Annotated in this window: 30 protein-coding genes, 1 pseudogene and 1 riboswitch; of the genes and pseudogenes, 19 read left to right on the forward strand and 12 right to left on the reverse strand. The window is 76.4% G+C overall.

The features are described 5' to 3' along the window. The first annotated feature begins 325 nt into the window (after positions 1-325). Positions 326-826 (forward strand): MogA/MoaB family molybdenum cofactor biosynthesis protein, encoded by a 501-nt coding sequence (locus tag GJV82_RS16695; RefSeq protein ID WP_155100000.1) that lies wholly within the window; start codon positions 326-328, stop codon positions 824-826. Positions 827-851: 25 nt separating this feature from the next. Here the strand turns inward: GJV82_RS16695 and GJV82_RS16700 are convergent, their stop codons facing one another. The 5 genes from GJV82_RS16700 to GJV82_RS16715 form a co-directional block, all read right to left on the reverse strand. Further along, positions 852-1,088 (reverse strand): MoaD/ThiS family protein, encoded by a 237-nt coding sequence (locus GJV82_RS16700; protein ID WP_024841565.1) that lies wholly within the window; start codon positions 1,086-1,088, stop codon positions 852-854. 2 nt (positions 1,089-1,090) lie between these two features. Continuing rightward, positions 1,091-1,372 (reverse strand): DUF6457 domain-containing protein, encoded by a 282-nt coding sequence (locus GJV82_RS19575; protein WP_024841564.1) that lies wholly within the window; start codon positions 1,370-1,372, stop codon positions 1,091-1,093. Then, complete coding sequence (mobA, locus tag GJV82_RS16705; RefSeq protein WP_318657754.1) at positions 1,369-2,031, reverse strand: molybdenum cofactor guanylyltransferase; 663 nt, start codon at positions 2,029-2,031, stop codon at positions 1,369-1,371. The genes GJV82_RS19575 and mobA overlap by 4 nt, the downstream gene beginning before the upstream one ends. After that, positions 2,028-2,498 carry a cyclic pyranopterin monophosphate synthase MoaC gene (moaC, locus tag GJV82_RS16710; protein WP_155100001.1) on the reverse strand — a complete coding sequence of 157 codons (471 nt, stop codon included), beginning with the start codon at positions 2,496-2,498 and terminating at the stop codon, positions 2,028-2,030. Before moaC ends, mobA begins: the two co-directional genes overlap by 4 nt. Before the next feature lie 61 nt (positions 2,499-2,559). Beyond that, the gene (locus tag GJV82_RS16715; RefSeq protein WP_155100002.1) at positions 2,560-3,888 is read right to left on the reverse strand and encodes a molybdopterin molybdotransferase MoeA; all 1,329 of its coding nucleotides are present in this window, start codon (positions 3,886-3,888) and stop codon (positions 2,560-2,562) included. 106 nt (positions 3,889-3,994) lie between these two features. Here GJV82_RS16715 and GJV82_RS16720 point away from each other — a divergent pair, with 106 nt between their 5' ends. From GJV82_RS16720 to GJV82_RS16730, 3 genes are all read left to right on the forward strand, one after another. Continuing rightward, a complete protein-coding gene (locus GJV82_RS16720) occupies positions 3,995-4,747 on the forward strand; it encodes a PAS and ANTAR domain-containing protein (RefSeq protein WP_155100003.1) in 753 nt (250 codons plus the stop codon). Positions 4,748-4,778: 31 nt separating this feature from the next. Further along, positions 4,779-5,639, forward strand: a complete 861-nt coding sequence (locus GJV82_RS16725) for an SDR family oxidoreductase (RefSeq protein WP_155100004.1) — start codon at positions 4,779-4,781, stop codon at positions 5,637-5,639. A 279-nt stretch (positions 5,640-5,918) separates the two neighbouring features. After that, positions 5,919-6,710: a GAF and ANTAR domain-containing protein gene (locus tag GJV82_RS16730; RefSeq protein ID WP_225873437.1), complete on the forward strand. Its 792-nt coding sequence runs from the start codon at positions 5,919-5,921 to the stop codon at positions 6,708-6,710. 44 nt (positions 6,711-6,754) lie between these two features. Here GJV82_RS16730 and GJV82_RS16735 read toward each other — a convergent pair whose 3' ends face one another. Then, on the reverse strand, positions 6,755-7,483 hold the full coding sequence (locus GJV82_RS16735) for a PAS and ANTAR domain-containing protein (protein WP_196217289.1): 729 nt from the start codon (positions 7,481-7,483) through the stop codon (positions 6,755-6,757). A 105-nt stretch (positions 7,484-7,588) separates the two neighbouring features. Between GJV82_RS16735 and GJV82_RS16740 the strand changes: the two genes are divergently transcribed. Continuing rightward, complete coding sequence (locus tag GJV82_RS16740) at positions 7,589-8,074, forward strand: DUF6328 family protein (protein WP_318657755.1); 486 nt, start codon at positions 7,589-7,591, stop codon at positions 8,072-8,074. Positions 8,075-8,084: 10 nt separating this feature from the next. Here the strand turns inward: GJV82_RS16740 and GJV82_RS16745 are convergent, their stop codons facing one another. After that, entirely contained in the window at positions 8,085-9,335 is a 1,251-nt protein-coding gene (locus tag GJV82_RS16745; protein WP_155100007.1) for an MFS transporter, read from the reverse strand. Positions 9,336-9,454: 119 nt separating this feature from the next. Here GJV82_RS16745 and GJV82_RS16750 point away from each other — a divergent pair, with 119 nt between their 5' ends. From GJV82_RS16750 to GJV82_RS16775, 6 genes are all read left to right on the forward strand, one after another. Continuing rightward, positions 9,455-10,159 carry a DUF1361 domain-containing protein gene (locus GJV82_RS16750; protein WP_155100008.1) on the forward strand — a complete coding sequence of 235 codons (705 nt, stop codon included), beginning with the start codon at positions 9,455-9,457 and terminating at the stop codon, positions 10,157-10,159. A 32-nt stretch (positions 10,160-10,191) separates the two neighbouring features. Continuing rightward, entirely contained in the window at positions 10,192-10,896 is a 705-nt protein-coding gene (locus tag GJV82_RS16755) for a hypothetical protein (RefSeq protein ID WP_155100009.1), read from the forward strand. Further along, positions 10,893-11,546 carry a hypothetical protein gene (locus tag GJV82_RS16760; RefSeq protein WP_024841552.1) on the forward strand — a complete coding sequence of 218 codons (654 nt, stop codon included), beginning with the start codon at positions 10,893-10,895 and terminating at the stop codon, positions 11,544-11,546. Before GJV82_RS16755 ends, GJV82_RS16760 begins: the two co-directional genes overlap by 4 nt. Further along, positions 11,534-12,103 carry a hypothetical protein gene (locus tag GJV82_RS16765; protein WP_155100010.1) on the forward strand — a complete coding sequence of 190 codons (570 nt, stop codon included), beginning with the start codon at positions 11,534-11,536 and terminating at the stop codon, positions 12,101-12,103. The genes GJV82_RS16760 and GJV82_RS16765 overlap by 13 nt, the downstream gene beginning before the upstream one ends. A gap of 84 nt (positions 12,104-12,187) precedes the next feature. After that, positions 12,188-13,147 (forward strand): hypothetical protein, encoded by a 960-nt coding sequence (locus GJV82_RS16770; RefSeq protein WP_115943329.1) that lies wholly within the window; start codon positions 12,188-12,190, stop codon positions 13,145-13,147. After that, entirely contained in the window at positions 13,144-13,548 is a 405-nt protein-coding gene (locus GJV82_RS16775) for a GntR family transcriptional regulator (RefSeq protein WP_024841549.1), read from the forward strand. Before GJV82_RS16770 ends, GJV82_RS16775 begins: the two co-directional genes overlap by 4 nt. Here the strand turns inward: GJV82_RS16775 and GJV82_RS16780 are convergent. Next, on the reverse strand, positions 13,537-14,907 hold the full coding sequence (locus GJV82_RS16780) for a hypothetical protein (protein ID WP_155100011.1): 1,371 nt from the start codon (positions 14,905-14,907) through the stop codon (positions 13,537-13,539). The two genes, GJV82_RS16775 and GJV82_RS16780, sit on opposite strands and share 12 nt — an antisense overlap. A 94-nt stretch (positions 14,908-15,001) precedes the next feature. Between GJV82_RS16780 and GJV82_RS16785 the strand changes: the two genes are divergently transcribed. Continuing rightward, on the forward strand, positions 15,002-16,177 hold the full coding sequence (locus GJV82_RS16785; protein WP_155100012.1) for an FAD-dependent oxidoreductase: 1,176 nt from the start codon (positions 15,002-15,004) through the stop codon (positions 16,175-16,177). A 46-nt stretch (positions 16,178-16,223) separates the two neighbouring features. Here GJV82_RS16785 and GJV82_RS16790 read toward each other — a convergent pair whose 3' ends face one another. Continuing rightward, positions 16,224-16,493: a DUF4235 domain-containing protein gene (locus GJV82_RS16790; RefSeq protein ID WP_024841546.1), complete on the reverse strand. Its 270-nt coding sequence runs from the start codon at positions 16,491-16,493 to the stop codon at positions 16,224-16,226. Between the two features lie 97 nt (positions 16,494-16,590). Continuing rightward, a riboswitch (TPP riboswitch) is annotated at positions 16,591-16,695 on the forward strand. 78 nt (positions 16,696-16,773) lie between these two features. Between GJV82_RS16790 and GJV82_RS16795 the strand changes: the two genes are divergently transcribed. The 4 genes from GJV82_RS16795 (at position 16,774) to GJV82_RS16810 (ending at position 21,189) form a co-directional block, all read left to right on the forward strand. Further along, positions 16,774-17,859, forward strand: a complete 1,086-nt coding sequence (locus tag GJV82_RS16795) for a thiamine ABC transporter substrate-binding protein (protein WP_155100013.1) — start codon at positions 16,774-16,776, stop codon at positions 17,857-17,859. After that, positions 17,856-19,574 (forward strand): ABC transporter permease, encoded by a 1,719-nt coding sequence (locus tag GJV82_RS16800; protein WP_155100023.1) that lies wholly within the window; start codon positions 17,856-17,858, stop codon positions 19,572-19,574. The genes GJV82_RS16795 and GJV82_RS16800 overlap by 4 nt, the downstream gene beginning before the upstream one ends. Beyond that, positions 19,574-20,797, forward strand: a complete 1,224-nt coding sequence (locus tag GJV82_RS16805) for an ABC transporter ATP-binding protein (protein WP_155100014.1) — start codon at positions 19,574-19,576, stop codon at positions 20,795-20,797. Before GJV82_RS16800 ends, GJV82_RS16805 begins: the two co-directional genes overlap by 1 nt. A 68-nt stretch (positions 20,798-20,865) precedes the next feature. Then, complete coding sequence (locus GJV82_RS16810; RefSeq protein ID WP_155100015.1) at positions 20,866-21,189, forward strand: DUF4235 domain-containing protein; 324 nt, start codon at positions 20,866-20,868, stop codon at positions 21,187-21,189. 3 nt (positions 21,190-21,192) lie between these two features. Here GJV82_RS16810 and GJV82_RS16815 read toward each other — a convergent pair whose 3' ends face one another. Beyond that, positions 21,193-21,942, reverse strand: coding sequence for a response regulator transcription factor (locus GJV82_RS16815; protein ID WP_318657756.1), 750 nt, complete (start codon positions 21,940-21,942; stop codon positions 21,193-21,195). Continuing rightward, entirely contained in the window at positions 21,939-23,198 is a 1,260-nt protein-coding gene (locus GJV82_RS16820; RefSeq protein ID WP_155100016.1) for a sensor histidine kinase, read from the reverse strand. The genes GJV82_RS16815 and GJV82_RS16820 overlap by 4 nt, the downstream gene beginning before the upstream one ends. Positions 23,199-23,422: 224 nt before the next feature. On the opposite strand from GJV82_RS16820, the gene GJV82_RS16825 reads away from it, so the two are divergent. The 3 genes from GJV82_RS16825 to GJV82_RS16835 all read left to right on the forward strand — a co-directional run bounded on the left by GJV82_RS16825 (position 23,423) and on the right by GJV82_RS16835 (position 25,302). After that, the gene (locus tag GJV82_RS16825) at positions 23,423-23,899 is read left to right on the forward strand and encodes a DUF6069 family protein (RefSeq protein ID WP_196217290.1); all 477 of its coding nucleotides are present in this window, start codon (positions 23,423-23,425) and stop codon (positions 23,897-23,899) included. Between the two features lie 211 nt (positions 23,900-24,110). Further along, the gene (locus GJV82_RS16830; RefSeq protein ID WP_155100017.1) at positions 24,111-24,734 is read left to right on the forward strand and encodes a dihydrofolate reductase family protein; all 624 of its coding nucleotides are present in this window, start codon (positions 24,111-24,113) and stop codon (positions 24,732-24,734) included. Between the two features lie 109 nt (positions 24,735-24,843). Beyond that, complete coding sequence (locus tag GJV82_RS16835; protein ID WP_155100018.1) at positions 24,844-25,302, forward strand: hypothetical protein; 459 nt, start codon at positions 24,844-24,846, stop codon at positions 25,300-25,302. A gap of 99 nt (positions 25,303-25,401) precedes the next feature. Here the strand turns inward: GJV82_RS16835 and GJV82_RS16840 are convergent. Next, positions 25,402-25,737: pseudogene (locus GJV82_RS16840) on the reverse strand (glucose-6-phosphate isomerase); the annotation flags it as partial.

Consider the following 25,737-nt stretch of genomic DNA (forward strand, 5'->3'; position numbering starts at 1 on the left):
CTGCCGCAGGTCGTCCGACACCCGCCCCCGCCGCAGGTGCTTGCCGAGCCGCAGCAGCGCGTCCTCGACCGGGCCGTCCGACGTGGTGGTCATGCCCCGCACCCGTCGTGCCCCGCGGCCGTCGCCGCGGCTCGACCGGGTGGAGCCGGCGCCGGCGACGTCGACGGCGCGGACACGTACGACATTCGAGCCTCCTGGAGCGAGCAGGGTGGGCGTTCGGTCGGTCCACTCGCCACTATGCCCACGGCGACCGGGAAGCGCGCGCCGAAACCTTCCCTCGCCCGGCCGTGCGCCGGGCCGGCGCGACGCTCGCTACGGTGACGGCATGACCGAGCGCCCTTCCCCGCCGACCGTCGCCGTCGTCACCGTGTCCGACCGCTGCTCGCGCGGCGAGGCCGAGGACCGGTCGGGGCCGCTCCTCGCGGGGCTGGTCGAGGCGGCGGGCTGGCCCGTGGCCCGGGACCTCGTGCCCGACGGCGCCGCGTCGGTGCGCGACGCCGTCACCCGGGCGGTCGCGGCGGGCGCGCGCGTGGTGCTCACGACGGGCGGGACCGGCGTCGGCCCGCGGGACGTCACGCCCGAGGGGACGCGCGAGGTCGTGGAGCAGGAGATCCCCGGCATCGCCGAGGAGCTGCGTCGGCGCGGCGCGGCGCACGTGCCCGCGGCGGTGCTGTCGCGCGGGATCGCGGGGCTGGTGCCGGGCCCGGCCGGGAGGGCGCTCGTCGTCAACCTGCCCGGCTCGACGGGCGGCGTGCGCGACGGCTGGGCGGTGCTGGAGCCGCTCGTGCCGCACGTGCTCGCCCAGCTCGACGGCGGCGACCACTGACGGTCGCGCGCGGGACCGGAGCGGGTCAGCCGCCGGCGAAGGGCGGGAGGACGTCGACGGTCTCGTCGGCGCCGACCGGGGCGTCGTCGCTCGACGCGCGCACGCCCCCGACGAGGAGCGAGCAGCGCGGCAGGACGTCCGCGAGGCCGGCGTGCCGCGCGACGAGGGCCGCGTGCAGCTCGCCGACCGTCGCGGCGTCGACGGTCTCGGTCTCGGTGCCGGCGGCGTCGCGCGCGCCGGCGAAGTAGCGGACGGTCGCCACGGTCACTCTCCGGGCGCGGTGCCGGGGAGCTCGGGCTCCGGCTCCCAGGCGAGCGCGAGCTCGGCGGCCCGGTCGAGGACCTCCTGCACGCCGCGGCCCGACCCGTCGTGCGCCGCGAGGCCCGCGACGTAGCCCGCGACGAACGTCGTGAGGGGCGCGGCGGGCCGCTCGATGCCGTGCGCGGCGTCGCGCGCGAGGTCGAGGATCGCGCCGATGTCGACGACCGCGGGGTCGAGGTCGAGGTCCTGCGCGAGCGCGTCGACCCAGCGTTCGAGGTTCGTCATCCAGACCTCCGGGTGTCGTCGGGGTGGCCGGGCGCCGGGCGTGCGTCCGCGCCGAGGCGGCGGTCGTGCTCGCGGGCATCCTCCCACGTGTCCACGTCGTCGGTGGCGCCGTCGTCGTCCGGGACGCCGAGCACCGGCAGGTCCGCGAGCAGGCGGCGCACCGACGCGCCGTGCACGGTGGGCAGCGCGTCGAGCGCGGCGTCGAGCGCGGCCCGTTCGTAGAGTCCCACGAGCCACTGCTCGCGTCCGTCGCGCACGGCGAGCACGCCCGCCTCGTCGTGCGTCCGGCGGCGCGCGGCGTCGAGCAGCGCCGGGACGGCCTGGGCCGCGCCGGGGACGTCGCACGCGAGGACGAGCACCCAGGGTGCGGCGCCGTCGTCGGGCAGCGCGGCGAGACCTGCGGCGATCCCGGCCACCGGCCCGCCGAACGGCGGGTCCTCGCGCGTCAGCGCGTAGCGGCCGGGGGCGGCGAGGTCCTCGGGCCCGACGACGACCGTCCGCCGCGCCCCGCGCGTCGCCGCGAGCGCGTGCTCCAGCAGGGGGCGACCCCCGACGACGACCCCCGGCTTGGGCGTCCCGAGGCGCGCCGCGCGGCCCCCGGCGAGCACGACGGCGTCGTGCACGACGGCGGTCGCCTCGCCCTCGGGAGCGGTCGTCACGGCGTGCGGTGCCAGTCGCCGGACTTGCCGCCCGTCTTGGCGACGAGGCGCACGTCCGTGAGCTCGACGGACTTGTCGAGGCCCTTGACCATGTCGACCACGGCGAGCCCGGCGACCGCGACGGCCGTGAGCGCCTCCATCTCGACGCCCGTGCGGTCCGCGGTCCGGACGGTCGCGGTGACGTCGACGCCGTGGTCGCCCACGACGAGGTCGACGACCGCCCCGTGCACCCCGATGACGTGCGCGAGCGGCAGGAGCTCGGCCGTCCGCTTCGCGCCCGCGATTCCGGCGATGCGCGCGACGGCGAGCACGTCGCCCTTGGGGACCGTGCCGTCGCGCAGCGCGGCGACGATCTCGGGCGAGCACCGCACGACCCCGGTGGCGGTCGCGGAGCGGACGGTCGGCTGCTTGGCGGTGACGTCGACCATGCGCGCGTGCCCGCGCTCGTCGAGGTGCGTGAAGCTCATGGCGCCACTCTCGCACGCGCGTCCCGCCCGGCACACGGGCCGTTCGGCCCGGCCCGTGGCGTCAGTCGAGCAGCAGCACGCGCACCGCGTCGCCCGGCTCGACCGCGGTGACGTCGGCGGGGACGACGGCGACGGCGTCGGCGTGCGCGAGCGCGCTCACGCGGTGGGAGCCGGAGCCGCGCGTGGGCGTCTCGCCCGGGCGCGGCTCGCGCGCGCGGCCGGCCGGGACGACCTCGGTCCCGTCGGGCGCGGTGTGCCGCACGAGGACGAGCTGCTCACGCCCGGCGGGCGACGGCCACCCCTCCCCGGCCACGCGCCCGACGAGCGCGCGCCGCGGCTCGGGGACGCCGCGCAGCCGGTCGAGCGCGGGCCGCACGAACAGCTCGAACGACACGAACGCGCTCACGGGGTTGCCCGGGAGCGCGAGCCACGGGATGCCGCGCCAGCGCGCGAGACCCTGCGGCTTGCCGGGCTGCATGCCGACGGCGACGAGCCGCGCGTCGGTCACGGCGCTCTCCCACGGCGTCCCCGCCCGGGTCGCGCCGTCGAGGACCTCGCGCACCACGTCGAACGCGCCCGCGCTCACCCCGCCCGTGCTCACGAGCAGGTCGGGCGCGGCGCCGTCGAACGCGGCGAGCACACCGTCGAGGGCCGTGACGAGCGCGCCCGCGGCGTCCCCGACGCCTCCCCGGCGCACGACGTCCGCCCCGGCCGCGCGCGCGGACGCCGCGAGCAGCACGGAGTTCGAGTCGGGGATCCGGCCCGGGCCCGGCGCGGTGCCGGCCGCGACGAGCTCGCTGCCCGTCGAGAGCACCGCCACGCGCGGGGCCCGGTGCACGGTGACGGTCGCGTGCCCGGCGGCCGCCGCGACGCTCACGTGGCGTGCGGTCAGGACGACGCCCGCCGCGACCACGACGTCGCCCCGGCGCACGTCCTCCCCGCGGGGGCGCACGTGCCGCCGCGACGCGTCGTGGATCGCGACCGTCGTGGGCGCGCCGCCCGTCGCGCCCGGCGCGAAGCGGCCCGTCGACGTGCGCTCGACGGGCACCACGACGTCCGCGCCCGCGGGGACGGGCGCGCCCGTCATGATCCGGACCGCCTCGCCCGGGCCGGGCCCGGCCCCGCCCGGGTCGCCGGCCGCGACGTCGCCCACGACGCGCAGCACCACGGGCGACACCGTCGTCGCCCCGGCCACGTCCGCGGACCGCACCGCGTAGCCGTCCATCGCGGACGCGTCGAACGGGGGCGCGTCGAGCGCCGAGACGACGTCGGCCGCGAGCACGGACCCGACCGCGGCGTCGAGCGGGACGGGCGCGGTCGGCGTCGGGCGGACGAGCGCGAGCGCGTCGTCGGCGTGCTGGGCGATCGTCCGGCGCGGCTCGCGGGTCATGTCCGCACCGTAGCCGAGCCCGGGTGCCGTCCGCGGGCGAGTGGGTTACGTTGGTGGGACGGAGTCATGAAGCGGCCCGAAGCCCCCCGAAACCTGGGAGGACACCATGGCCTCGATCTCCGTGAGCCCCACCACCACGCTCGACCAGACCGCCCCCGTACGCCCCGCAGCCCTCGCCGAGGTGCTCGCCGTCGGCACCCACCTCCTCGTGGGTCAGTACCGGGTCGAGCTGGCCACCGGGACCTGGTGGTGGTCGGACGAGGTGTACACCATGCACGGCTGGGAGCCGGGCGACGTCGTGCCGAGCCTCGACACGCTCCGCTCCCGCAAGCACCCCGACGACCGCGCCCGCGTGGTGCGCGCCGCGACGGACGCGATCCGCTCCGGCCGCCCCTTCTCGTGCGCGCACCGCATCGTCGACGGGCACGGCAAGGCCCGTTCCGTCGTCATCACCGGGCAGGGCCGCCGCGACGCGCGCGGCCGCGTCGTCGAGATCGCGGGCTACGTCGTGGACGTGAGCCCGAGCCACAAGGAGGCGCTCGAGCGCGAGTCGCAGCGCGCGGTGACGCGCGCGTTCGTCAGCCAGGCCGCCGTCGAGCAGGCCAAGGGCGTGCTCATGGCGGTCCACGGCGTCGACGACGTCGCGGCCGGCCAGCTCCTCGCGGAGGCCGCCGGCGAGGCCGGCGTCCCCGTCCAGGAGACCGCGGCCCAGGTGATGCGCGCGCTGAGCAAGGCCGGCGGCGTCGGCCCGACGGCGGAGGCGACGGTCGCGGGTGCGCTCGCCGCCGTGCGCCCGGTCGCCCGGCCCCGCGCGCACGAGGCGCAGCTCGCGCGTCGTCGCGAGCCGGCCCGCTCGTGAGCGCGGACCCCACCGGACGAGGAGGAACCCCATGACGGACGGTGCCGGCTTCCCGGCGCAGCAGCAGGAGCCCCCCGGCCTCACCCGGCCCATGGACCCCGTGCCCGACCACGGCGAGACGTCGTACCGCGGCAGCGGCCGCCTCGACGGCCGCAGGGCGCTCGTCACGGGCGGGGACTCGGGCATCGGCCGGGCGGTGGCCATCGCGTTCGCGCGCGAGGGCGCCGACGTCGCGATCGGCTACCTGCCCGAGGAGCAGGAGGACGCCGAGGAGACGGCGCGCTGGGTCCGCGACGCGGGCCGCACGTGCGTCCTCCTGCCGGGGGACGTGACCGACGAGGCGACCGCGCGGGCCCTGCCCGGGCGGGCGGCCGCGGAGCTCGGCGGGCTCGACGTGCTCGTCAACAACGCGGGGTTCCAGATGGCGCGGCGCGACGCGTTCGAGGACGTCACGACGGACGAGATCGACCGCGTCCTCAAGACCAACCTCTACGCGCTGCTGTGGATCACGCAGTCGGCGCTCGAGCACCTGGGCGAGGGCGCGGCGATCGTCAACAACTCGTCGATCCAGGCGTTCCAGCCCTCGACGTCCCTGCTCGACTACGCGGCGACGAAGGCCGCGATCAACAACCTCACGGTCAACCTCGCGGCGGAGCTCGGCCCGCGCGGCATCCGCGTGAACGCGGTCGCGCCCGGTCCGATCTGGACGCCGCTGCAGCCCGCGACCCAGCCCGAGGAGAAGATCGAGAAGTTCGGGCAGGACACGCCGCTCGGCCGGGCCGGGCAGCCCGCCGAGGTGGCGCCGGCGTTCGTCTTCCTCGCCTCGACGTCGGACGCGAGCTTCGTCTCGGGCACCGTCCTCGGGGTCACGGGGGGCAAGCCGGTGTTCTAGACGGGCACTCCTCCCCGGGCGGGCCGCGGACGGATCGGCCGAGGGCCGCGTCCCACCCGGGAGGGTCGGAGGGCGGGCGGCAGCGCCCGCCCGGGGGCGGGTCCTTCGCGAGAGCGACGGCGCCCGTGACGGGATCAGCCGCCACGCCTTGTGCGGGCGAGACGGCCACCGCCCCCGCCTCGCCCGGGCTCTCACGCCCGGGCGAGGTCCCCGGCGCGCTCGACGCCGCCGCGACGTACGCTGGCCGTCGGAACCGAGCCACGGCGGAGGAGGCGGCGCATGATCACCGAGCCCGGCACGAGCGGGACCGTGAGACCCCAGGGGGTCGGCGGACCGCTGACGGACGTTCCGCTCGCGGAGCTCATGGCCGAGGAGGCCACGGTCGCCGGGCTCATCGCCGAGGCCGCACGGACGCTCGCGGACGAGCCGACGCTCCAGCAGACCCTCGACCGGGTCGTCGAGCTCGCCGTGTCGATGGTCGACGGGTGCGAGTCCGCCGGCATCTCCCTCGTGACGCGCCGCAAGATCGAGAGCCCGTCGGTCTCCGACCCGCTCGTCGCCCGCGGCGACGCCCTCCAGTACGAGCTCGACGAGGGGCCGTGCCTCGACGCGATCCGCGAGCACGCGCTCGTGGAGTCGGGCGACGTCGCGGCCGACCCCCGCTGGCCCCGGTGGGCGCCGCGCGCCGCGGCCGACCTGGGCGTGCGCTCGATGCTGTGCGTCCAGCTCTACACGTCCGCGAACGCGCACGGCGCGCTCAACATGTACGCGACGACGCGCGACGCGTTCGGCCCGGACTCCCACCACCTCGCGTCGACGTTCGCCGCCGTCGCGGCGGCCGCGATCTCGGCCGCGCGCACGGAGGAGCAGCTGCAGTCGGCGGTGCAGACGCGCACCCTCATCGGCCAGGCGCAGGGCATCGTCATGGAGCGCTACTCGCTCACCGCGGCGCGCGCGTTCGCGGTCATGAGCCGCGTGTCGCAGGACGCGAACATCAAGATGGTCGATCTCGCGCGCGAGATCGTCGACACCCGCCGCATCCCCGGCGTCGGGGAGGCGCGGGACGACTGACGCGCGCGCCCGGTCTCCGGGGCGTGCTCCGGCCGCCCGTCGGCTCAGGCGCCGGCGCCGGTCCGCTCGTCGTGCGACGCCCCGGCGTCGGCCAGGATCGCGTCGACCCGGCGGCGCACGTCCTTGTCGACCAGGGGGTCGGGCTCGTCACCGTCCGCCGCGAGGCCGTCGACGAGGCGCCGCGAGAGCTCGCGCACCGGGACGTTGGCGACGTTCGAGCGGCGGCGCAGCACCGCGAACGCCTCGTCCGCGTCGATGCGCAGGGACGCCATGAGCACGCCCTTCGCCACGTCGATGACCGACCGCGACGCGTCCGACGCCTGGATCGAGGCCGTCGCCTCGCGGCGCGCGGCCTCGGCGTGCGCCGCCGTGAGGTCCACGAAGTAGCCGACGACCTGCGCCCACGGCAGGTCGCCGCCCGGGTGGGTGGCCTGCGCCGCGACCGCGAGCGTGCGAGTCACGCCCGACGCGTCGACGATGCGGTGCATGGACCCGAACGGCTCACCCGTGCGTGCCGCCTGGGCGAGCTCCCTCGCGACGCGCTCGCGGTCGTCGGGGTGCTTGTGGGAGAGGACGAGGGCGGTCGTCGGGACGACCTCGCCGGGAGAGAACCCGTGCATCACGTACACCTCGTCGGACCACCACCACGTGTCCGTCGCGACGTCCACGCGGAAGCGGCCCACCGGCTGCGGGTCGCCCGGGCCGAGTGCGGCGAGCAGGTCGGCGAGCGCCGGTGGGACGTCGTCGTCGGGAGCGGTGACGTCGTCGCGCATAGCAGAGTCCATCGATGGGGGGTCCCCGAGGGTCGAGCAGGACGGAGCCGATTCCTGACCCCAGCGGGAGGAAGATTGTCGCAGCGACGGCGCGAGGGAGGACCTGTGGACAACGATGTCACGGACGGCCGTGACGAGTCGCCGGACGAGCGCTCCGACCGCAACTGGGTCGAGCTGCTCCAGGAGCTGCGCGTCATGCAGATGGGCGTGCAGATCCTCACCGGGTTCCTCCTCACGCTGCCGTTCCAGCAGCGCTTCGGCGACCTCGACACCTTCCAGACCGGTGTCTACCTCACGCTCGTGGCGCTCGCCGTGCTCTCGACCGGCTTGTTCGTCACGCCCGTGAGCCTGCACCGCGCGCTGTTCCGCAAGCACCGCAAGACGGCGCTGGTCACCCTGAGCGACCGCATCGCCCGGGCCGGCGTGCTGGTCCTCGCGTTCGTCGTCACGGGGACGGTGCTGCTCGTCGTCGACGTCGTGGTGGACCGGACGGCGGCGCTGTGGTCGAGCACGGTGGCGCTCGTCCTGCTCGTCGGGCTGTGGTTCGTCATGCCGCGGCTCGTCGCGCACGGCCCGGCGGAGCACGTCTGAGCGCGGTGCGTCAGGGGGCGGCCGCCTCGGCGCGCGCCCGGACGCCGCGGCGCACCGGACCGAGCGTGAACAGCAGGGTGGCCAGGGCCGTGACGGCGAGCAGCGCGAACCCGAGCCCGTACGTGCCGTCGAGCTGGTAGACGGCGCCCATGAGCAGCGGCGGGATGAAGCCGCCGAGCCCGCCCGCGGCCCCCACGAGGCCCGTGACCGCACCCACCTTCTCGACCGGCGCGACCTTCGACACGAGCGCGAACGTCGCGCCCGACGACGCGCCGAGCGCCGCCGCGAGCCCGAGGAACGCGACCGTCCCGGCCGGCACGAGCGACGGCTGGAACGCGACGACCGCGGCGAGCGCCGTCACGACGGCGAAGCACCCCACCGAGACGGGCACGCCCCCGAACCGGTCGGACAGCGCGCCGCCGACGGGGCGCATGACCACGGCGAGCACGACGAACCCGGCGGTGCGGGCCGCGGCGTCGGTGGCGGTGAGGTCGTAGGCGTTGACGAGGAACGTCGGCAGGTAGACGGAGAACGCGACGAACCCGCCGAACCCGACCGCGTACAGCCACGAGAGCTGGAGGGTCGCGGGGAGGCGGAACGTCTGCCACGTGCGCGCCCAGAAGCCGCCCGCGGGCGCGGTGCCGCGACCGGGGGGCACGCGCAGCAGGAGCCACGCCACGACGGCGAACACGGCGAGCACGGCGGCGACGAGCAGGAACGGCGCGGCGTCGCCCCACGCGTCGCGGATGCGCACGGTCGTGAACGCCGAGATCGCGGTGCCGCCCATGCCCATGCCGAAGACGCCGACGGCCGTGCCCCGGCGCGCGGGCGGGTACCACGCGTTGACGAACGGGACCCCCACGGCGAACGCGGTGCCGCCGAGCCCGAGGAAGAACCCGCCGACCAGGAGCGCGCCGAAGCTGTCCGCGACGAGGCCCACGAAGAGCACGGGCAGGATCGTCAGCGCGCTCACGAGCGGGAACATCACGCGCGCGCCGAACCGGTCGGTGAGCGCCCCGACGGGGATGCGGCCGAGCGACCCGACCACGACCGGGACGGCGACGAGGACGGACACCTGGACGTCGGTGAGGTCGTAGAGCTGGCCGTACGCCGCGCCGAGCGGGCTGATGAGCGCCCACGCCCAGAAGTTCACGGCGAAGCCGATCGTCGCGAGGACGAGCATGAGCGTCGGGGACGCCGACGCGGGCGGCGGCTGCGCCGCGGAGGGTTCGACGGTCCCGCTCGCGTCGTGCTGCGCCATGGCGACTCCTGAGCCGAGGGTGCCCGCCGTCGGGCACGAGGGAGGTCGTTGCGTCCAGCGACTCCACGCTAACGACGCTCGTCGCGCCGCGCGCGCGGAACCCCCCGTACCGTGGGGGCGTGCTCGACTGGCTCTTCGGGGGCGTGGCCCTGCTCAACGTGTACGCGCTCGCCCTCGTGGTGCTGCGCGCCCCGCTCTACCGCACGCGCGTGTACCGCCCGATGCTGCTCAACATCGGCCTGTCCATCGCCCCCGTGATCGTGCTGGGTCTCGTCGTCCTCGTCGACGCCGTGCTCATCGCCGGCGGCGCGCCGCCCGCGGTCGTCTTCACCGTGGCCGGCGCGGGCCTCCTCGTCTGGCTCCTGCTCCTGCCCAACGCGGGCTACCTCGTCACGGAGCTCAACTACAGCCACCGGCGCGAGGACGAGCGCGTCCCGCTCTGGTACGACATCGTCGCGGTCCTCACGCTCGCGATGTCGGGCGTCATGAACACGGTCGTCAACGTGTTCCTCGCGCAGGCGCTGCTCGTCATCGTGCTGTACCCGAACGACGACGACCCGTTCCACCGGCCCGTCTCGTGGATCGTCGCGCTCGCGCTCCTCGCGCTCGTGACCGTGGGCATCTACCTCGGCCGGTACGTGCGCTTCAACAGCTGGGACCTGGCCCACCCGGTCCAGTTCGTGCGCAAGCTCGTGCGGCACTTCCGGACCCGCGGCACCGTGCGCGACGCGCTGCTCTTCGTCGTGCTGCACACCCTGTTCTTCGCGCTGATGTACGCGATCGTCATGGGCCCCGTGACGACGCTGCTCGTGCGCGGGGCCTGACGCCGCCCACCGCCCCCCGTAAGATGCGCGCCGTGACGACGACCGCGCCGAGGGCCGCCCGGGACGTGCCGCTGGTCCGCGCCGTCGTCGGGACGTGGCCCCGCCGCGTGGCGCTCGGCGTCGTCGTCGGCGTCGTGGCCGGCACGGTCGCCGCGGGCGGGCTCGCGCGCCACGTCGCCGCCGACGCCGGCCCGGCCCGCGCGGTCGCGGGCGAGGCCGTCGCGACGGGCCCCTTCGACGTCACGGTGCGGTCGTGGACCGTGACGGACGCCGTGCGGGCCGACGACCTCGAGGGTGCGGGCGCCGACGCGTGGCTCGTCGTGGTCGTGGGGGCCGACAACGCGGACCGCGAGTCGCGCCGCCTCGACCGCACGGCCGTGACGCTCCCGGACGCCCTGCCCGGCGGGCTGGCGCTCGCGGGGGACGCGGAGCCGGACCGGCCGGACCCGACGCTGCTCGTGCGCGACGCGTCGGCCTACCCGCTGCTGCAGCCCGGGCTGCCCGAGGACGTCGCCCTGCTGTGGCCGGTGACGCTGCCCGACGCCGAGGGTGCGGACCTCGACGGCGGGCCCGACGAGCCGCTCACGGTGACGGTCCCGGAGTTCCGGTACCGCGACATGACGGTCGGCGGGGGACGACGGTGGGCCGAGACCGGCGACGTCGTGCTCGTGGACGTCCCGCCCGGCGACGTGCCGCCCGGGATCGTGGACCCGCCCGAGGACGAGGAGGACTGGTGACCGAGCCCGCCGCGGCGACGACCGCCGTCGTGCACCCCGAGCCCGAGGGCGCTTCTGCCCCGCGTCCGCGGCGCGCCGACCGGGCCGCGACCGTCGTGCTGCTCGTCCTCGCCGTCGTCGTCGGGGCGGCCGTCGCGCGCGTCGACACGTGGTGGCCCACGCTCACGCCGACGACGACGCGCGGCGACGTGGGCGACGTCGTCACCGCGGGTCCGTTGCGCGTTCGGGTCGACGACGTGCGCACGGGCACCACGCTCGAGGACGGGTACGACACGCTCACGACGGGCGGCGTCTGGGTCGCCGTCGACCTCGCCGTGTCCGCCTCGACGCGCGAGGCGAGCATCGACACGCTCGAGCTGCGCGACGCCGCGGGTCGGGACCACGAGGCGTCGCAGCGCGCGGGGAACCGTATCCTCAGCCGGTACGTGGACCCGGACGTGCCCGAGGCGGGGACCGTGGTGGTCGAGGTGCCGGAGCGCGCGCTCGACGGCGACCTCGTGCTGCGCGTGCTCACCGAGCACCAGGACGCCGACCTCGACCGCCCGCAGGCGATCGCCGAGATCGACCTGGGCCGCGTCGAGGCGCCCGCGGCCGGGACGGTCGTCGAGGTGGTCGGTCCCGCGCTCGTCCCGGGCGGGTGGGACGCGTGACCGGCGGCTGGTGGCGCACGAACCGGTGGTGGCTCGTCGTGCTGGCGGGCGCGCTCGCGGCGCTGTGCACGATCACGTGGCGGTCGGACGCCGTGCAGGGGTGGTGGGCGAGAGAGCCGCACCGCGCGCACGGGGTCGACGCCGAGGGCTGGGCGCAGGTGGGGGACGTCCGGGCGCGCCTCGCGGGGCTGGAGCAGGTCGACTGGCTCGACGACGGGTACGGCGGTCGCATCGAGGTGCCCGACGGGTACACGCTGTGGGCGGCGGACGTGTCGCTGCGCTCGGACGCGCCCGACGCCCCGGCGAGCGAGGATGAGGAGTCCTTCTCGTCGTGCGAGGTCGTGCTCGTCGACACCGCCGGGCGCGAGTTCACCGCGGGCGCGTCGGCGCTGCCCGGGATGCCGTACCCCGAGGCCCCGTCCTGCACGGGCGCCGTCTCGAGCCGCAGCACGCAGCACTTCCTCACGCCCGACGACGCCGAGCCGGTCGAGGTCCGCCTCGTCGAGCCCGACCTCCTCCCGGACTACTGGGCGCTGCCGGTCCCCGCTCCGGCCTGACCCGTGCCGCCTCGTGCACGCCCTTGACACCGGGGCGATGAATGTTCATAGTGCATGATCAATACTCTCGATGGGAGGACGATCATGACCTGGGTGTCGTGGATGCTCGGAAGCCCGGTGCCGTTCGCTCTCGCTCTCGCGGTCGACCTCACCCTGCTCGCGACGGCCGCCGTCGCCGCGCTCGTGTGGTGGGACGGGCGGCGAGCCGTCTCGCCCAGCTCGGCCGGGCGACGCGCGGTGCGCCACGCGGCGGTGACGAGCGGCGGCGCCGCCGCGCTCGTCGTCGCCGGCGTGCTGGTGCCGCCGCTGTTCTTCGCCCTCGGGATCGTCTCGCTCGGGGCGCGCGGCACGGCGACCGTCCCCCTCGTCGCGCTCGTCGGCGCGCTCGCCGTCCACGCGGTGGGCGAGCTCACGTGGCCACGCCCGCGACACCGGCAGCGCGAGGCGCGGCTCGTCGCGCGCTCCACGGCCGACGTCGTCCCTGCGGCCACCCGGCGGCTCGCCTGGACCTGGGTCGCGGGGATCGCCGTCGTGGCGGCGTCCTTCGGGCTGCTCTCCGACGGCCCGCGCTCGATCTCCCGCGTCGTGACGCCGTACGAGGCGTACACGGTCGCGCCGTTCCCGGGCTGGTTGTGGACGGTGCCGATCGTCGTGGCGGCGGTCGTCGCCGTCGTGGCGTCGGAGGTGGTGCTGCGCCTGGTCGTGTCCCGACCGGCCGTCGAGGACGTGGACGAGGAGTGGGACATGTGGCTGCGGCGCCGGGTCGCCCGCCGCGTCGAGCGCGCCACGCAGCTCGTGCTCGGTCTGACCCTCGGGGGGCTCGTCGCCCTCGGCGGGCTCTCGCTGCGCTGGCTGGGCCTCGGGCTGGGCGACGGCGTCCGGACGGGACCCGGCCTCAGCCCCGGGCACGTGCTGGCGGGGAACGTGCTGCTCGCGGTCGCGTGCGGCGTCGTCCTCGTGGCGCTCGTCGCCCTGGTGTGGCCGGCGCGTGACCCGGCCCCGCGGGCAGCGGGAGCGCGGGTGGCCGAGGAGGCCGCCGCGTGAGCCTCGCCGTCCGCATCGACCTCGACTCCACCACCCCGCACTACGAGCAGCTCCGGGCGCAGATCGCGGCCCTCGTCGCGGCGGGCGACCTCACGGACGGTCAGCGGCTGCCGACCGTGCGCGCGCTCGCGAACGACCTCGGCATCGCGCCGGGGACGGTCGCGCGCACGTACCGGGACCTCGAGGCCGCGGGGCTCGTGACGACCCGTCGCCGCGTGGGGACCCTCGTGACGGCGCCCCCCGCCACGCTGTCGCGAGCCGCGGTGACGGAGGCCGCCGCCCGGTTCGTGCGGCTCGCGCGCGACCACGCCCTGACCGACACGGAGATCCGGGACGTCGTCGCGGCGGCGCTCATCGCCGGGGGGCGCCGCGCCGCCGACCCGGCCGCGTCAGACGACTGACGCGGCGGCGCGCGCCCGCGCGGAGCGCCGCGTGCGCAGCGCCGACGGGAGCCCGAGGTTCGCGAGCAGCGCGTCGGCGGCGGCCGCGAGCAGCGCGGTGGTGAGCACCTGGACGACGACGGTCGAGACGATCCCGAGCGGGTCGACGAGCGCGCGCCACGCGACGATCCCGGGCTGCCCGACGACCGCCTGCGCGACCGTGAGGACGACCTGCTCGCCGAGCGTCAGGAGCGCGAACGCGACGCAGAACAGCAGCACCGCGCCCCAGCGGCTGCGCCACAGCATGCCGAGCGCGCCGACGAGCCCGCCGAACCGGCGGCCCGGGTCGAGCATGAGCTCCCAGGCCCGCCGCGCACCCCGGTCGCCGAGCGTGCGGTTGAACCGGTCGACGACGCGCGTCGCGCGGTCGGCGGGCGTCGTCCCCGGGACGGTCGCGTGCGCGGGGTCGACGACGTCGATCGCCTCGACCCCGTAGACGATCGTCCCGAGCGTGAGCCACGCGAGCGGGACGACGAGGCCCGTGACGACGCCCGCCACGAGGAGCGACGTCGCGGGACCGAGGGCGTCGACGAGCGGCCGCAGCGCGTCGACGCGCGCGACGACGCCGTCCCACCACGCGCCGACCTCGACGACGACGACCCGCGTGCCCCACCACTCGCGCACCCGGCCCACGACGGCGGTCACGGTGAACGCGCCGACGACGATCCACACGACCTCGCAGTAGCCCGCCACGATGCGCACGGCGGCCGAGCGCGCGCTGTGCCGGGCGTCGGAGCCGGACGAGGCGACGCGGCGGTCGAGGCGCCTCGCGAGGCGGTCGAGGAGCGTGCGTGCCAGGAGCGCGCCGGCGACGACGGCGAGGACGGTGACCCCGAACCCCTCGGGGATCGGGCTGGCCGTCCGGATCCCCGACCCGGCGGCGAACGCGTGGTCGAGCGCCGCCGAGTCGACGTACGTCTGCCAGTCGGACGTCAGTCCGCCGTAGAACTCGTAGATGACGAGGTACGGGACGAGCACCGACGCGATCGAGCCGAGCAGCGTGCGGGCCTCCAGCCGGTCGCGCCCGGACCGCGGCTCGCGGCGCAGCACGTGCAGCATGACGACGATCCCGACGACCGTCGCGAGCGGGGAGAAGCACAGCACGAGGAGTCCGAGCACGCCGGACGACGGCGCGACCGCGAGCGCGGCGCGCAGCGCGAGCTCGTGCAGCACCTCCGCGACGACCGCGACGGCGACGAGCGCGGGCCAGTGCCGGGCGAGCAGCCGGCCGGTGTCGGCGAGCACGCGCAGACCCGCGCGCAGCACCGTGTCCCGGGTGCCCGGCGTCGGGCTCTGGGTGGTCGCCGTGGGGGCCGTCACGCGCGCCAGGGTACCCGCGCGACCGGGGACGTCCGCACCGGCGGGCCGGGCGTCCCCCTGGCCCCGGCGGCGTCGCGCGCGGGAGGATCGCCTCATGACACGTCACGCGATCGTCGTCGGCGCCGGGATCGCCGGCCTGACTTCCGCCGTCTCGCTCGCGCGCACGGGCTGGGACGTCACCGTGCTCGAGCGTGCGGCCGAGGCCGGCGAGGTCGGGGCGGGGTTCGCCATGTCGCGCAACGCCGTCGCGGCCTTCCGCGGGCTCGGGTTCGACGACGACGACGTCGCCGCACTCGGGTACGCCACGTGGGCGGGCGGCACGTGGGACCTGCACGGGCGCCCGATCCTCGCGCTGCCGGACACGTCGGAGATGCGGGCGTCGGTCGCTCTCGTCGGCGTGCACCGTCGTCGGCTCCACGCCGCCCTGCGGCGACGGGCTGCGGACCTCGGTGTCGAGGTCGTCACCGGCACCCCCGTCGAGGCGCTGGACCCGGGCGACCCCGAGGGTCGGCCGGCCGTCGTGGCCGGACGCGAGGCGGACCTCGTCGTCGGCGCCGACGGGATGCGCAGCGCCGTCCGCTCGGTCCTGTTCCCCGCCGTGCGGCCCGTGCACAGCGGGTACGCGAGCTGGCGCGCGGTCGTCCCCGGCGCGTACGGCGACGTCGCGCTGCGGCAGTACTGGGGGCCGCACGCGGAGTTCGGCGTGCTGCGCGTGGCCGCGGACGAGACGTACTGGTACGGGTACGTCGCGATGCCCGAGCGCACGCGGCTGCGCGACGAGCTCGCCGCCGCGCGGGCACGGTTCGACGGGTGGGCGGAGCCGGTGCGCGACGTCCTCGCCGCGACGCCGCCCGACGTGGTGCTGCGTCACGACGTGCACCACCTGCCCCGCGGCGTCCCGCGCTACGCGTCCGGGCGTGTGGTCCTTGCCGGCGACGCCGCGCACGGCACCCTGCCGACGATGGGTCAGGGCGCGGCCACCGCGCTCGAGGACGGGCTGTGCGTCGGCCTGCTCGTCGGGTCGCCCGTCGCCGCCGGCGGGCGGCTCGCGCCCGCCCTCGTCGGGTACGACGCCGCACGTCGGCCCCGGTGCCGGGCGCTCGCGCGGGCGTCGGTCGCGTCGGGCCGGTTCGGCGCCCACCTGGGCGGCGGGTGGCGCCAGACGGTGCGCAACGGGCTCATGCGGCTCACGCCCGTGGCCGCGATCGAGCGCGGGTCCCGGGCCGCGATGGGCTGGACCCCGCCCGAACCGGCGGCCCCGGTGCCCTGACGGCGGCGCGGACCGCCGCCGGGCGGGGCGAGGAGGGGCGACGAGGCTACGCGCGCGAGGCGAGGCGGGCGACGACGCGCTTGGCCTCCTTGCCCGCGAACCGGCGCGCGAGGACGCCGACGCCCGCGGCGACGGCCGCGAACGTCACGGCCGACACGATGCCGACCTCCTCGTCGTCGAGGTCCTTCGGGGCGTCGTGCCCGGTCACCTTGGCCCAGACGAACGTGACGAGCTTCTGCGCGGCCCAGCCCGCGGCGAACGTCAGCGCGACGGTGCCGACCTTCACGGCCAGGGTCTGGTCCTCGGTGTCTGCCACGGCGATCCTCCAGGTCAGGGGCGACGGTGTGCTGCGCACCACCGTAGTCGTCCCGCACCGGCCACGCCGCGCGTGCCGGGCCGCGGTGTAGGCTCGACGCGAACGACAGGGGAGCTCCTGGAGGAGCTGAGAGTGCGGACCACCGCAGACCCTCGAACCTGATCCGGTTAGCACCGGTGGAGGAAGTCGGGAATCTCGATCACCTGCTCGTGCGGTCCTCCGCGCTCCGACGGCGGCCGCGCGGGCCGGTGGACCCCTCCTGAACGTCCTGGGAGGACACATGCAGCGCACGACCACCGGCACCCGCCGACGCACCCTCGCGACCGGGGCCGCCACGACCCTCGCCCTCCTCGCCCTGACCGCGTGCAGCGGCGGCGACGACGCCGCAGGTGGCGACGACGCGTCGTCGGGCGGCACGGTGACCCTGGTGACGCACGACTCGTTCGCCGTGAGCGACGAGGTGCTCGCCGCGTTCGAGGAGGAGAGCGGGCTCACCGTGGAGCAGGTCGCGCCCGGCGACGGCGGCGCGCTCGTCAACCAGCTGATCCTCACGAAGGACTCGCCGCTCGGCGACGTCGTCTTCGGGATCGACAACACGTTCGCGTCGCGCGCGATCGACGAGGGGGTCCTCGACCCGTACACCCCGGCGGGACTCTCGGACTCCGCCGCGTCCTACGCCGTCGGCGACGGCGGCGAGCTCACCGCGATCGACCTCGGCGACGTGTGCGTCAACGTGGACCACGCGTGGTTCGACGAGGCCGGCGTCCCCGAGCCCGTCACGCTCGACGACCTCACGAGGCCCGAGTACGAGGACCTCCTCGTGGTGACCAACCCGGCCACGTCCTCGCCCGGGCTCGCGTTCCTCCTCGCGACCGTGGGCGCGTTCGGCGAGGACGGGTTCGAGGACTACTGGGCCGACCTGCGCGCCAACGGCGTGAAGGTCGTCGACGGCTGGTCGGACGCCTACTACGTCGACTTCTCCGGCTCCGAGGGCGCCGGCCCGCGCCCTCTGGTGCTGTCGTACTCGACGTCGCCCGCGTTCACGCTCACCGAGGACGGCACCGCCTCGACCACGGGGGCGCTGCTCGACACGTGCTTCCGCCAGGTCGAGTACGCGGGCGTGCTCGCGAACGCGAAGAACCCCGAGGGCGCGCAGCAGCTCCTCGACTTCCTCGTGAGCGAGCCGTTCCAGGCCGACGTCCCCGGGCAGATGTACATGTACCCCGCCGACGACTCCGTCGCGCTCCCCGACGGCTGGGCCGAGTTCGCGCCGCTCGCCGACGAGCCGTTCGAGGTCGCGCCCGAGGACGTCTCGGCGCACCGCGACGAGTGGATCAAGGCGTGGACGGCGACGGTCGTCGACTGACGGCGCAGGCACGCCCCGCGGCCGGGGGAGGTCTCGGGCGCGGGGCGCTGTGGGGTCTCGCGGCGGCGGTGCCCCTGGCGTTCCTCGGGGTGTTCTTCGCGTGGCCGGTGGTCACGCTCGTGGCGCGCGGGTTCGTCGGGGAGAGCGGCGGGCTCGACCTGTCGGGGTTCGCGGAGGTCTTCTCCCAGCCCCGGACGTGGCGGATCCTCGGGCTGACGCTGTGGCAGGCCGTGCTCGGCACGGCGTTCTCCGTGCTGCTCGGCGTGCCCGGGGCGTACGTGCTGTACCGGTGCCGGTTCCCCGGGCGACGGGTCGTGCGCGCGCTCGTCACGGTGCCGTTCGTGCTGCCGACCGTCGTCGTGGGCGTCGCGTTCCGGTCGCTGCTCGTGCAGGGCGGCCCGCTCGGGTTCCTGCGGCTCGACGAGACGTTCGCGGCGATCGTCGTCGCGCTCGTGTTCTTCAACTACTCGGTCGTCGTGCGCACGGTCGGCGGGCTGTGGGAGCACCTCGACCCGCGCGCCGAGCAGGCCGCCCGGGCGCTCGGCGCGACGCCGTGGCGCGCGTTCCGCACCGTGACCCTCCCGGCGCTGACTCCCGCGATCGCGAGCGCCGCGTCGATCGTCTTCCTCTTCTGCGCGACGGCGTTCGGCGTCGTGCTCGTGCTCGGCGGCATCCGCTACGGGACGATCGAGACGGAGATCTGGATCCAGACCACCCAGTTCCTCGACCTGCGCACCGCGGCGGTGCTCTCGGTCGTGCAGCTCGTGGTCGTCGCGGCGGCGCTCACGGTGGCGAACCGCACGCGGGCCCGGCGCGAGCGCGCCCTGAACCTGTCGTCCTCGGCGTCGTCCGCACACCCGCTCCGCCTGTGGCGCGACGGCCGCCCGACGGGCGACCTCGTGCCCGCGGCGCTCACCGCGGCCGTCGTCGTCGTGCTCGTCGGGCTGCCGCTCGGCACGCTCCTCGTGCGCTCGTTCCGCGTCCCGGGCGGCGGCTGGGGGCTCGACAACTACGCGAACCTCGGCACGACGGGCGGGCGCAACGCGCTGTCCGTCACGGTGTGGGAGGCGATGGGCAACTCGCTGCGTACGGCCGCGCTCGCGACCGTGCTCGCCGTCGTCATCGGCGGCCTCGTGGCGCTCGTCGTGTCCCGGCGCCCGCGCTCGCGCGGCGGTCGGCGCGCGATCTCTGTCCTCGACTCGGTGTTCATGCTGCCGCTCGGGGTGTCCGCCGTGACGGTCGGCTTCGGGTTCCTCGTCACGCTCGACCGGCCGCTCGGCCTGGACGTCGACCTGCGCACGTCCGGGCTGCTCGTGCCGATCGCGCAGGCCGTCGTCGCGATCCCGCTCGTCGTGCGCACCGTGCTGCCGACGCTGCGCGCGATCGACCCGCGCCTGCGCGAGGCCGCCGCGACCCTCGGCGCCGCGCCCGGGCGCGTGTTCCGCACGGTCGACGGCCCGATCGCCGCCCGGTCGCTCGGCCTCGCGGTCGGGTTCGCGTTCGCCGTCTCGCTCGGGGAGTTCGGCGCCACGTCGTTCCTCGCGCGCCCCGACACCGCGACCCTGCCGGTCGTGATCTTCCGTCTCATCGGGCGTCCCGGCGCCGAGAACTACGGCATGGCGCTCGCGGCGAGCGTCGTGCTCGCGCTGCTCACCGCGACCGTGATGCTGCTCGCCGAGCGGTTGCGCGGCGACCGACCCGGAGGAGAGTTCTGATGGTGCAGACCGACCCCGCCCCGTCGCGCACGGGTGCGCCGGAGCCGTCGCGACCCGACGCTGTGCCCGACCCCGACCCCGTGCCCGGGGAGGGCGCCGGGCTCGCGGTGCGCGACGTCGTCGTGCGCTACGGCGGGCACGGCACCGGGGGAGCGCGCACGGACCCCGGCACGACGGCGGTCGCGGGCGTCACGCTCGACGTCCCGCCCGGCGAGGTGCTCGCCCTGCTCGGGCCGAGCGGGTGCGGCAAGTCGAGCCTGCTGCGCGCGGTCGCGGGGCTCGAGCCCGTCGCCTCGGGCGCGGTCGCGTGGGACGGGCGCGACCTCGCGGGCGTCCCCGTGCACCGGCGCGGGTTCGGGCTCATGTTCCAGGAGGGCCAGCTCTTCCCGCACCGCGACGTCGCGGGCAACGTCGCCTACGGGATCGCGGGGCTGCCCCGCGCCGCGCGGGACGCGCGCGTGACCGAGCTGCTCGACGTCGTCGGGCTGGCCGGGTACGGGCGGCGCGCCGTCGCGACGCTCAGCGGGGGAGAGCGACAGCGGGTCGCGCTCGCGCGGTCGCTCGCGCCGCGGCCGCGGCTCCTGCTGCTCGACGAGCCGCTGTCCGCGCTCGACCGCGGGCTGCGCGAGCGCCTCGCGCTCGACCTGCGCGAGGCGCTGCGGGCGACCGGCACGACGGCCGTCTTCGTCACCCACGACCACGACGAGGCGTTCACCGTCGCCGACCGCGTCGCCGTCATGGACGCCGGCCGGCTCCTCCAGGTCGCGTCGCCCGAGGACCTGTGGCGCGCCCCCGCCTCGCGCCGCGTCGCAGAGTTCCTCGGCTACCAGGCGTTCGTCCCCGCCGAGCTGTCAGCAGCAGGTCGCTCCCTGGACCGACGAGGCGCTGACAACTCTGCGTACGACGGCTCGGACGAGCTGCTCGCTATCGGGCCGCGCGGGCTGCGCGTGGTCGGTACGTCCGGTGCGTCCGACGCCCAGGGCGGCTCGGCGTCGTCGGGCGCCGGCACCTGGGTCGCGACGGTCGTGGGCAGCGTGTTCCGGCGGGGCGCGGCCGAGATCACGGTCGATGTCGTCCTCCCCGGCGCCGACCCCGGCTCACCCGCCCGCCTCGTGGCGCTCGCCGGCACCGGCGGATCGGGCGGCGCCGACGAGGGGCCCGAACCCGGTGCCCGGGTGCACGTCGCGCCCGACCCGGCGGGGTGCGCCGTCGTCCGGGGCTGACGCCCTCACGGACGGCGCTCGCGGCCGTGCGACGGGCGAGAGAGCCGCAGCCGACCTAGCGTCGAAGCATGAGCGACGACGTGACGGCGGGGACGCATCCCCCGGAGAAGACCGGCGGCAAGGCCGCGAAGATCCTCTACCGCCCCGTGGGGCTCGCCAGCTCGATCGTGGGCGGGCTCGTCGCGGGGCAGGTGTTCAAGCAGGTCTACAAGCGCGTCACCCCGGGCCACCGGACCGACGCGCCCAAGCCGCTCGAGTCCGAGTACCGGCTCCGCGAGATCCTCGTCGCGGCGCTGATCCAGGGCGCGATCTTCGCGGCGGTGAAGGCGCTCATCGACCGCGGCGGCGCCCGGGCGTTCGAGCGCTGGACGGGGGAGTGGCCCGGCGACTGACGGTCAGTCCAGGCCGGCGGCGTGGACGAGCAGCGCGACCTGCGTCCGGTTCTCCAGGCCGAGCTTGAGCAGCACGTTCGACACGTGGGCCTTCACCGTCGGGACGCTGAGGAACAGTGCCGCCGCGATCTCGGCGTTCGCCGCGCCGCGGCCCAGCTCGACGGCGACGTCCCGCTCCCGGCCGGTGAGGGCGTCGAGCGCCGCCCGGGCGCGGTCGCGCTCGCCGCCCGCGTCGGCGACCGACGTCATGAGCCGCCGCGCGATCTCCGGCGACAGGACCGGCTCGCCCACGGCTGCCGCGCGCACCGCTGCGACGATCCGCTCCGGCGGCATGTCCTTGAGCAGGTAGCCCGACGCCCCGGCGTGCAGGGCACCGACGACCTCCTCGTCGCTGTCGAACGTCGTGAGTACGACGACGGCGGGCGCGCCCGCCCGCGACCGCACCCGCCGCGTGGCCTCGATCCCGTCGACCCGGGGCATCCGCAGGTCCATGAGCACGACGTCGGTCGGGTGGGCGTCGAGCACCGCCGTGACGTCGGCCCCGTCCGCGGCCTCGCCGACGACCTCGATGCCGTGGGCGCCATCGAGCATGAGGCGCAGCCCGGCGCGGACGAGCGCGTCGTCGTCGACGATCACGAGCCGGGTCCGTGCCGCGTCCCCCGGGCCGCTCCCGCCGTCGTGCCCGCGGTCCGGCCCGTCGTCCCGGGACTCGCTCGCGCGTGCGTCGGCCCCGTGCCCACCCTGCTCGTTCACGCGTCCCACGGTAGCCGGACGTCGAGGACGAACCCGTCGTCCCGCGCCCCGGCGTCGAGGGTCCCGCCGAGCAGGTCCACGCGCTCGCGCAGCCCGACGAGCCCGGTGCCGGTCCCGTCCCCGGACGCGCCGGCGGCCCCGCCCGCGGCGCCCTCGACGGGACCGCCGACCGCGACGAGGCGCGGGCCGCCGTCGGACACCGTGACGCGCACCTCGCCCGCCCGGGCCGTGACCCGCAGGACGACCGGGCTGCCCGGCGCGTGCCGGCGGGCGTTCGTCAGCCCCTCCTGCGCGACGCGGTAGGCCGCGACCTCGACGGTCCGCGGCACGTCCACGGACCCCGATCGCTCGTACGTGACGTCACCGCCTGCCTCGCGCGCCTCGGCGACGAGCCGGTCGACGTCGTCGAGCGTGGGCTGGGGTGCCGGGGCGCCCCCGTCGACGTCCTCGGGGTCGGCGCGCAGCACCCGCACGACGTCGCGCAGGTCGCCGAGCGCGGAGCTCACCCCGGCCCGGACCAGGCCCGCGGCCCGGGCGAGCTGCGCCGGGTCGGCGTCGGGACGGTACTCGAGCGCCCCGGCCGTCGCGGCGAGGAGCGACAGCCGGTGGGCGAGGGTGTCGTGCATCTCGCGGGCGATCCGCGTGCGCTCCGCGACCCGTGCCTCGGCGACGCGGCGCTCCTGCTCGCGCTCGGCGCGCCGGGCGCGGTCGCGCAACGACCACATGAGCTGGGCCCGCGCCTGCCAGTACATGCCCCAGCCGAGCAGGGCGGCGTGCACCGCGAGGTCGCACAGGAGCCACCAGCCGAGCGGCAGGGCCTGCGGCCGCCACAGCGCCTGCACGGCGTGGCCGAGGAACCCGGCGACCGCGACCGGGACCGCCGTGCGTGCCGGGTACCAGCGCGCGACCTGCAGGGTCGCGACCGTCGAGGCGGGGGTCGCGGCGCCGGAGTACGCGGCGAGCGACGCGAGCACCAGGGCGCCGAGCACGGGGGCGTTGCGCGGGGACCGCGACCACAGGAGCGGGAGGGCCGCGAGGGCCAGCACCGCGACGGCGACGTCGATCGCGGGCTGCGCGCCCGGCTCGTCCTGGCCGACGATCCCGGCCGTCGCGAGCACGGTGAGCGCCGCGACGGCGAGCCACGCGACGGCGAACGTCCACCAGGGGACGAGCGGACGGTTCCCGTCACGGCGGGCGGCGGCCGTCGCGAGGACGGGGCGTCGGGCGAGCGGTGGGCAGTCGGTCGGTGTGGTCATGCTCCGGACGTTAGGGGGCGGCGTCGCGGGTGACCACCGACCAAGGTCGGGGGTCGCGGTCCGGCGGGAGGGTGGGGGACCGACCGGGGTCGGGACGGCTCTCGCCCTCCGGCCGGTGCGGCCGACGTCGTGCGACCGCGAACGTGGGGACGTCGGCACCCCGCCGGCCGCGGCCCCGGTCGCGAGAGCCACGCGGCACCGTCGCGTGACGAAGGAGGAGTGTCATGTCCACGACGCCGACCACCACGTACCGCACCTCGGACGTCCCTCGCCGCGGCGCGTCCGCCGCGTCGGCCCGGTCGACGGTCCCCGGGGCCGCACCGGCCCGGCGCAGCGTCCCCCGCTGGTCCGTCCCGCTCGTCGCCGCGGTCGTGGCCGCGGCGGTGCTGCTCGTCGGGACGGCGCTCGGCGTCGACCCGGAGGTGCGCACCGCGACCGGCACCCAGACCGTCGGGGTCGTGGCCGCGGCCGTCACGGCGCTCGTCGTCGGGTACGCCGCGTGGGGCGTGCGCGCCCTGCTCGGCCGGCTGTCCGCCCGTCGGCCCCGCCGGGGCGAGCTCGCCTGGCTCGTGACGTGCGCCGTCGTGCTGCTCGTCTCGCTCCTGGGGCCCCTCGGAGCGGTGACGCCGGAAGCGGCGGCGCTCCTCGCCGTCGAGCACCTCGCGGTCGGCCTGACCCTCACGCTCGCCCTGCGCCGCTGACCCCACCCCCCGGCCACCCCGGCTCCCGCCCTCCGGCCCCCGCCGCCCGCCCCCCAGGATCAGCCGAGCACGACGTTGCTGTCGGTATCCGCCGGATAACGACGGCAACGTCGTGCTCGACCGCGCGCGAGGTCGTGCTCGGCGGGACGATGAGTTCGTGCGGGTGCGCCGGTCTGCCCCGACGTCTCGTCCTCGACCGGAAGGCCACCCCATGACCGCGACCCTCGTGTCCACGCTGTTCCTCTCGCTCGACGGCGTCGCCGAGATCGACCCGGTGTGGCACTTCCCGTACTTCGACGACAACATGGCGGCCGCCGTCGACGAGGACTACCAGGACGTCGACGCGCTGCTCCTCGGGCGCGTGACCTACGACAGCTTCGCGGGGGCATGGCCCGAGCGGGAGACCGCGGGGGGCGAGGACGCGTCGTTCGCGGCGCGGCTCGGCGACATGCGCAAGGTCGTCGCGACGCGCGGCGACCAGGACCTCGGGTGGCGGCACGTCGAGCGGCTCGACGGCGACCTCGTCGACGCCGTCCGTGCGCTCAAGGAGGAGCCGGGTCTGGGCAAGGTGCTCGTCGCCGGGTCGATCTCGGTGGTGCGCCAGCTCCTCGCCGCCGGGCTGCTCGACGAGCTGCGACTGCTCGTGCACCCCGTCGCGGCCCGCACGGGCGAGCGCCTCTTCGACGAGGGCGAGCCGTACTACGCGCTCACGCTCCTGCGGTCCGAGACGTTCCCGACGGGTGTCGTGCGCCTCGTCTACGCGCCCGCCGAGCCGCCCGCGGAGGTCACCTACGACGACGTCGCGGGCAAGGTGCCCTCCGGGGACGCGGGCTGATCCCCGGGCCCGGGCTCGACGCGCGTCGCCTCCGTCGTGACGACCGCCGTCGACCACCGGGAACGGGGACGAGGTGCAAGGTCGCGGGGTGTCACCACACGTCCCGGGTATGAGCCGGACGACGCGCGTCGTGATCCTGGTCCAGGTGCTGGGAGGGCTCCTCGTCGCGGGCGCGTGCGCGACGACGGGCTCGCAGCCGCCGGCCGACGGCGTACCCACGCCGTCGGGAGCCCGGGGTGCCGGCGACGCGGTCGCCCCGGCGGCGTTCGTCGGCCGGGAGCCGCTCCAGTCCTGCGGCGACGTGCGGCTCGACCAGGGCGAGTCCGTCCCGGACGACCTGTACCGCTGCCTCGACGAGGCCGCCGCGACGGGTGCGGAACTCGTGGTCACCATGCCGACGACGGAGGGCGACCCGATCGTGAGCTACTACCGGGTGGGGCCCCAGATCGACGGTGTGGAGATCTTCGTCGACGCGACCCGGGACGCGTACGGGCCGCGGGAGTGGGCGCACCTGCTCTGCCCGGACGCGACGTCGGCGGCGGCGCCGGGGACGTGCCAAGAGCCCTGACCCCGCCCGACCACGACCCTGCGCGCCCGCGAGAACGACCTTGGTGTCGTTGTCCGACGGATAACGACACCAAGGTCGTTCTCGGCGCGGAAGGGTGGGTCAGTTGCGCAGGTCGAGGTAGCGGTCGATGAGGGCCGCCGTCGACGGGTCCTGGGCGGCGAGGGCGTCCTCGTCGCCCGCGACGGCGGGCGCGATCTCGAGCGCGAGCTTCTTGCCGAGCTCGACGCCCCACTGGTCGAAGCTGTCGATGCCCCACACGACGCCCTGGACGAACGTGATGTGCTCGTACAGCGCGATGAGCTGCCCGAGGACCGACGGCGTGAGCGCCGGCGCGAGGATCGACGTCGTGGGGCGGTTCCCCGGGAACGTGCGCGCGCTGACGAGGTGCTCCGCCGTGCCCTCGGCGCGCACCTCGTCCGCGGTCTTGCCGAACGC

Source organism: Cellulosimicrobium composti, assembly GCF_009711085.1.
In the GTDB taxonomy this organism is placed as follows: Bacteria; Actinomycetota; Actinomycetes; order Actinomycetales; family Cellulomonadaceae; genus Cellulosimicrobium; species Cellulosimicrobium composti.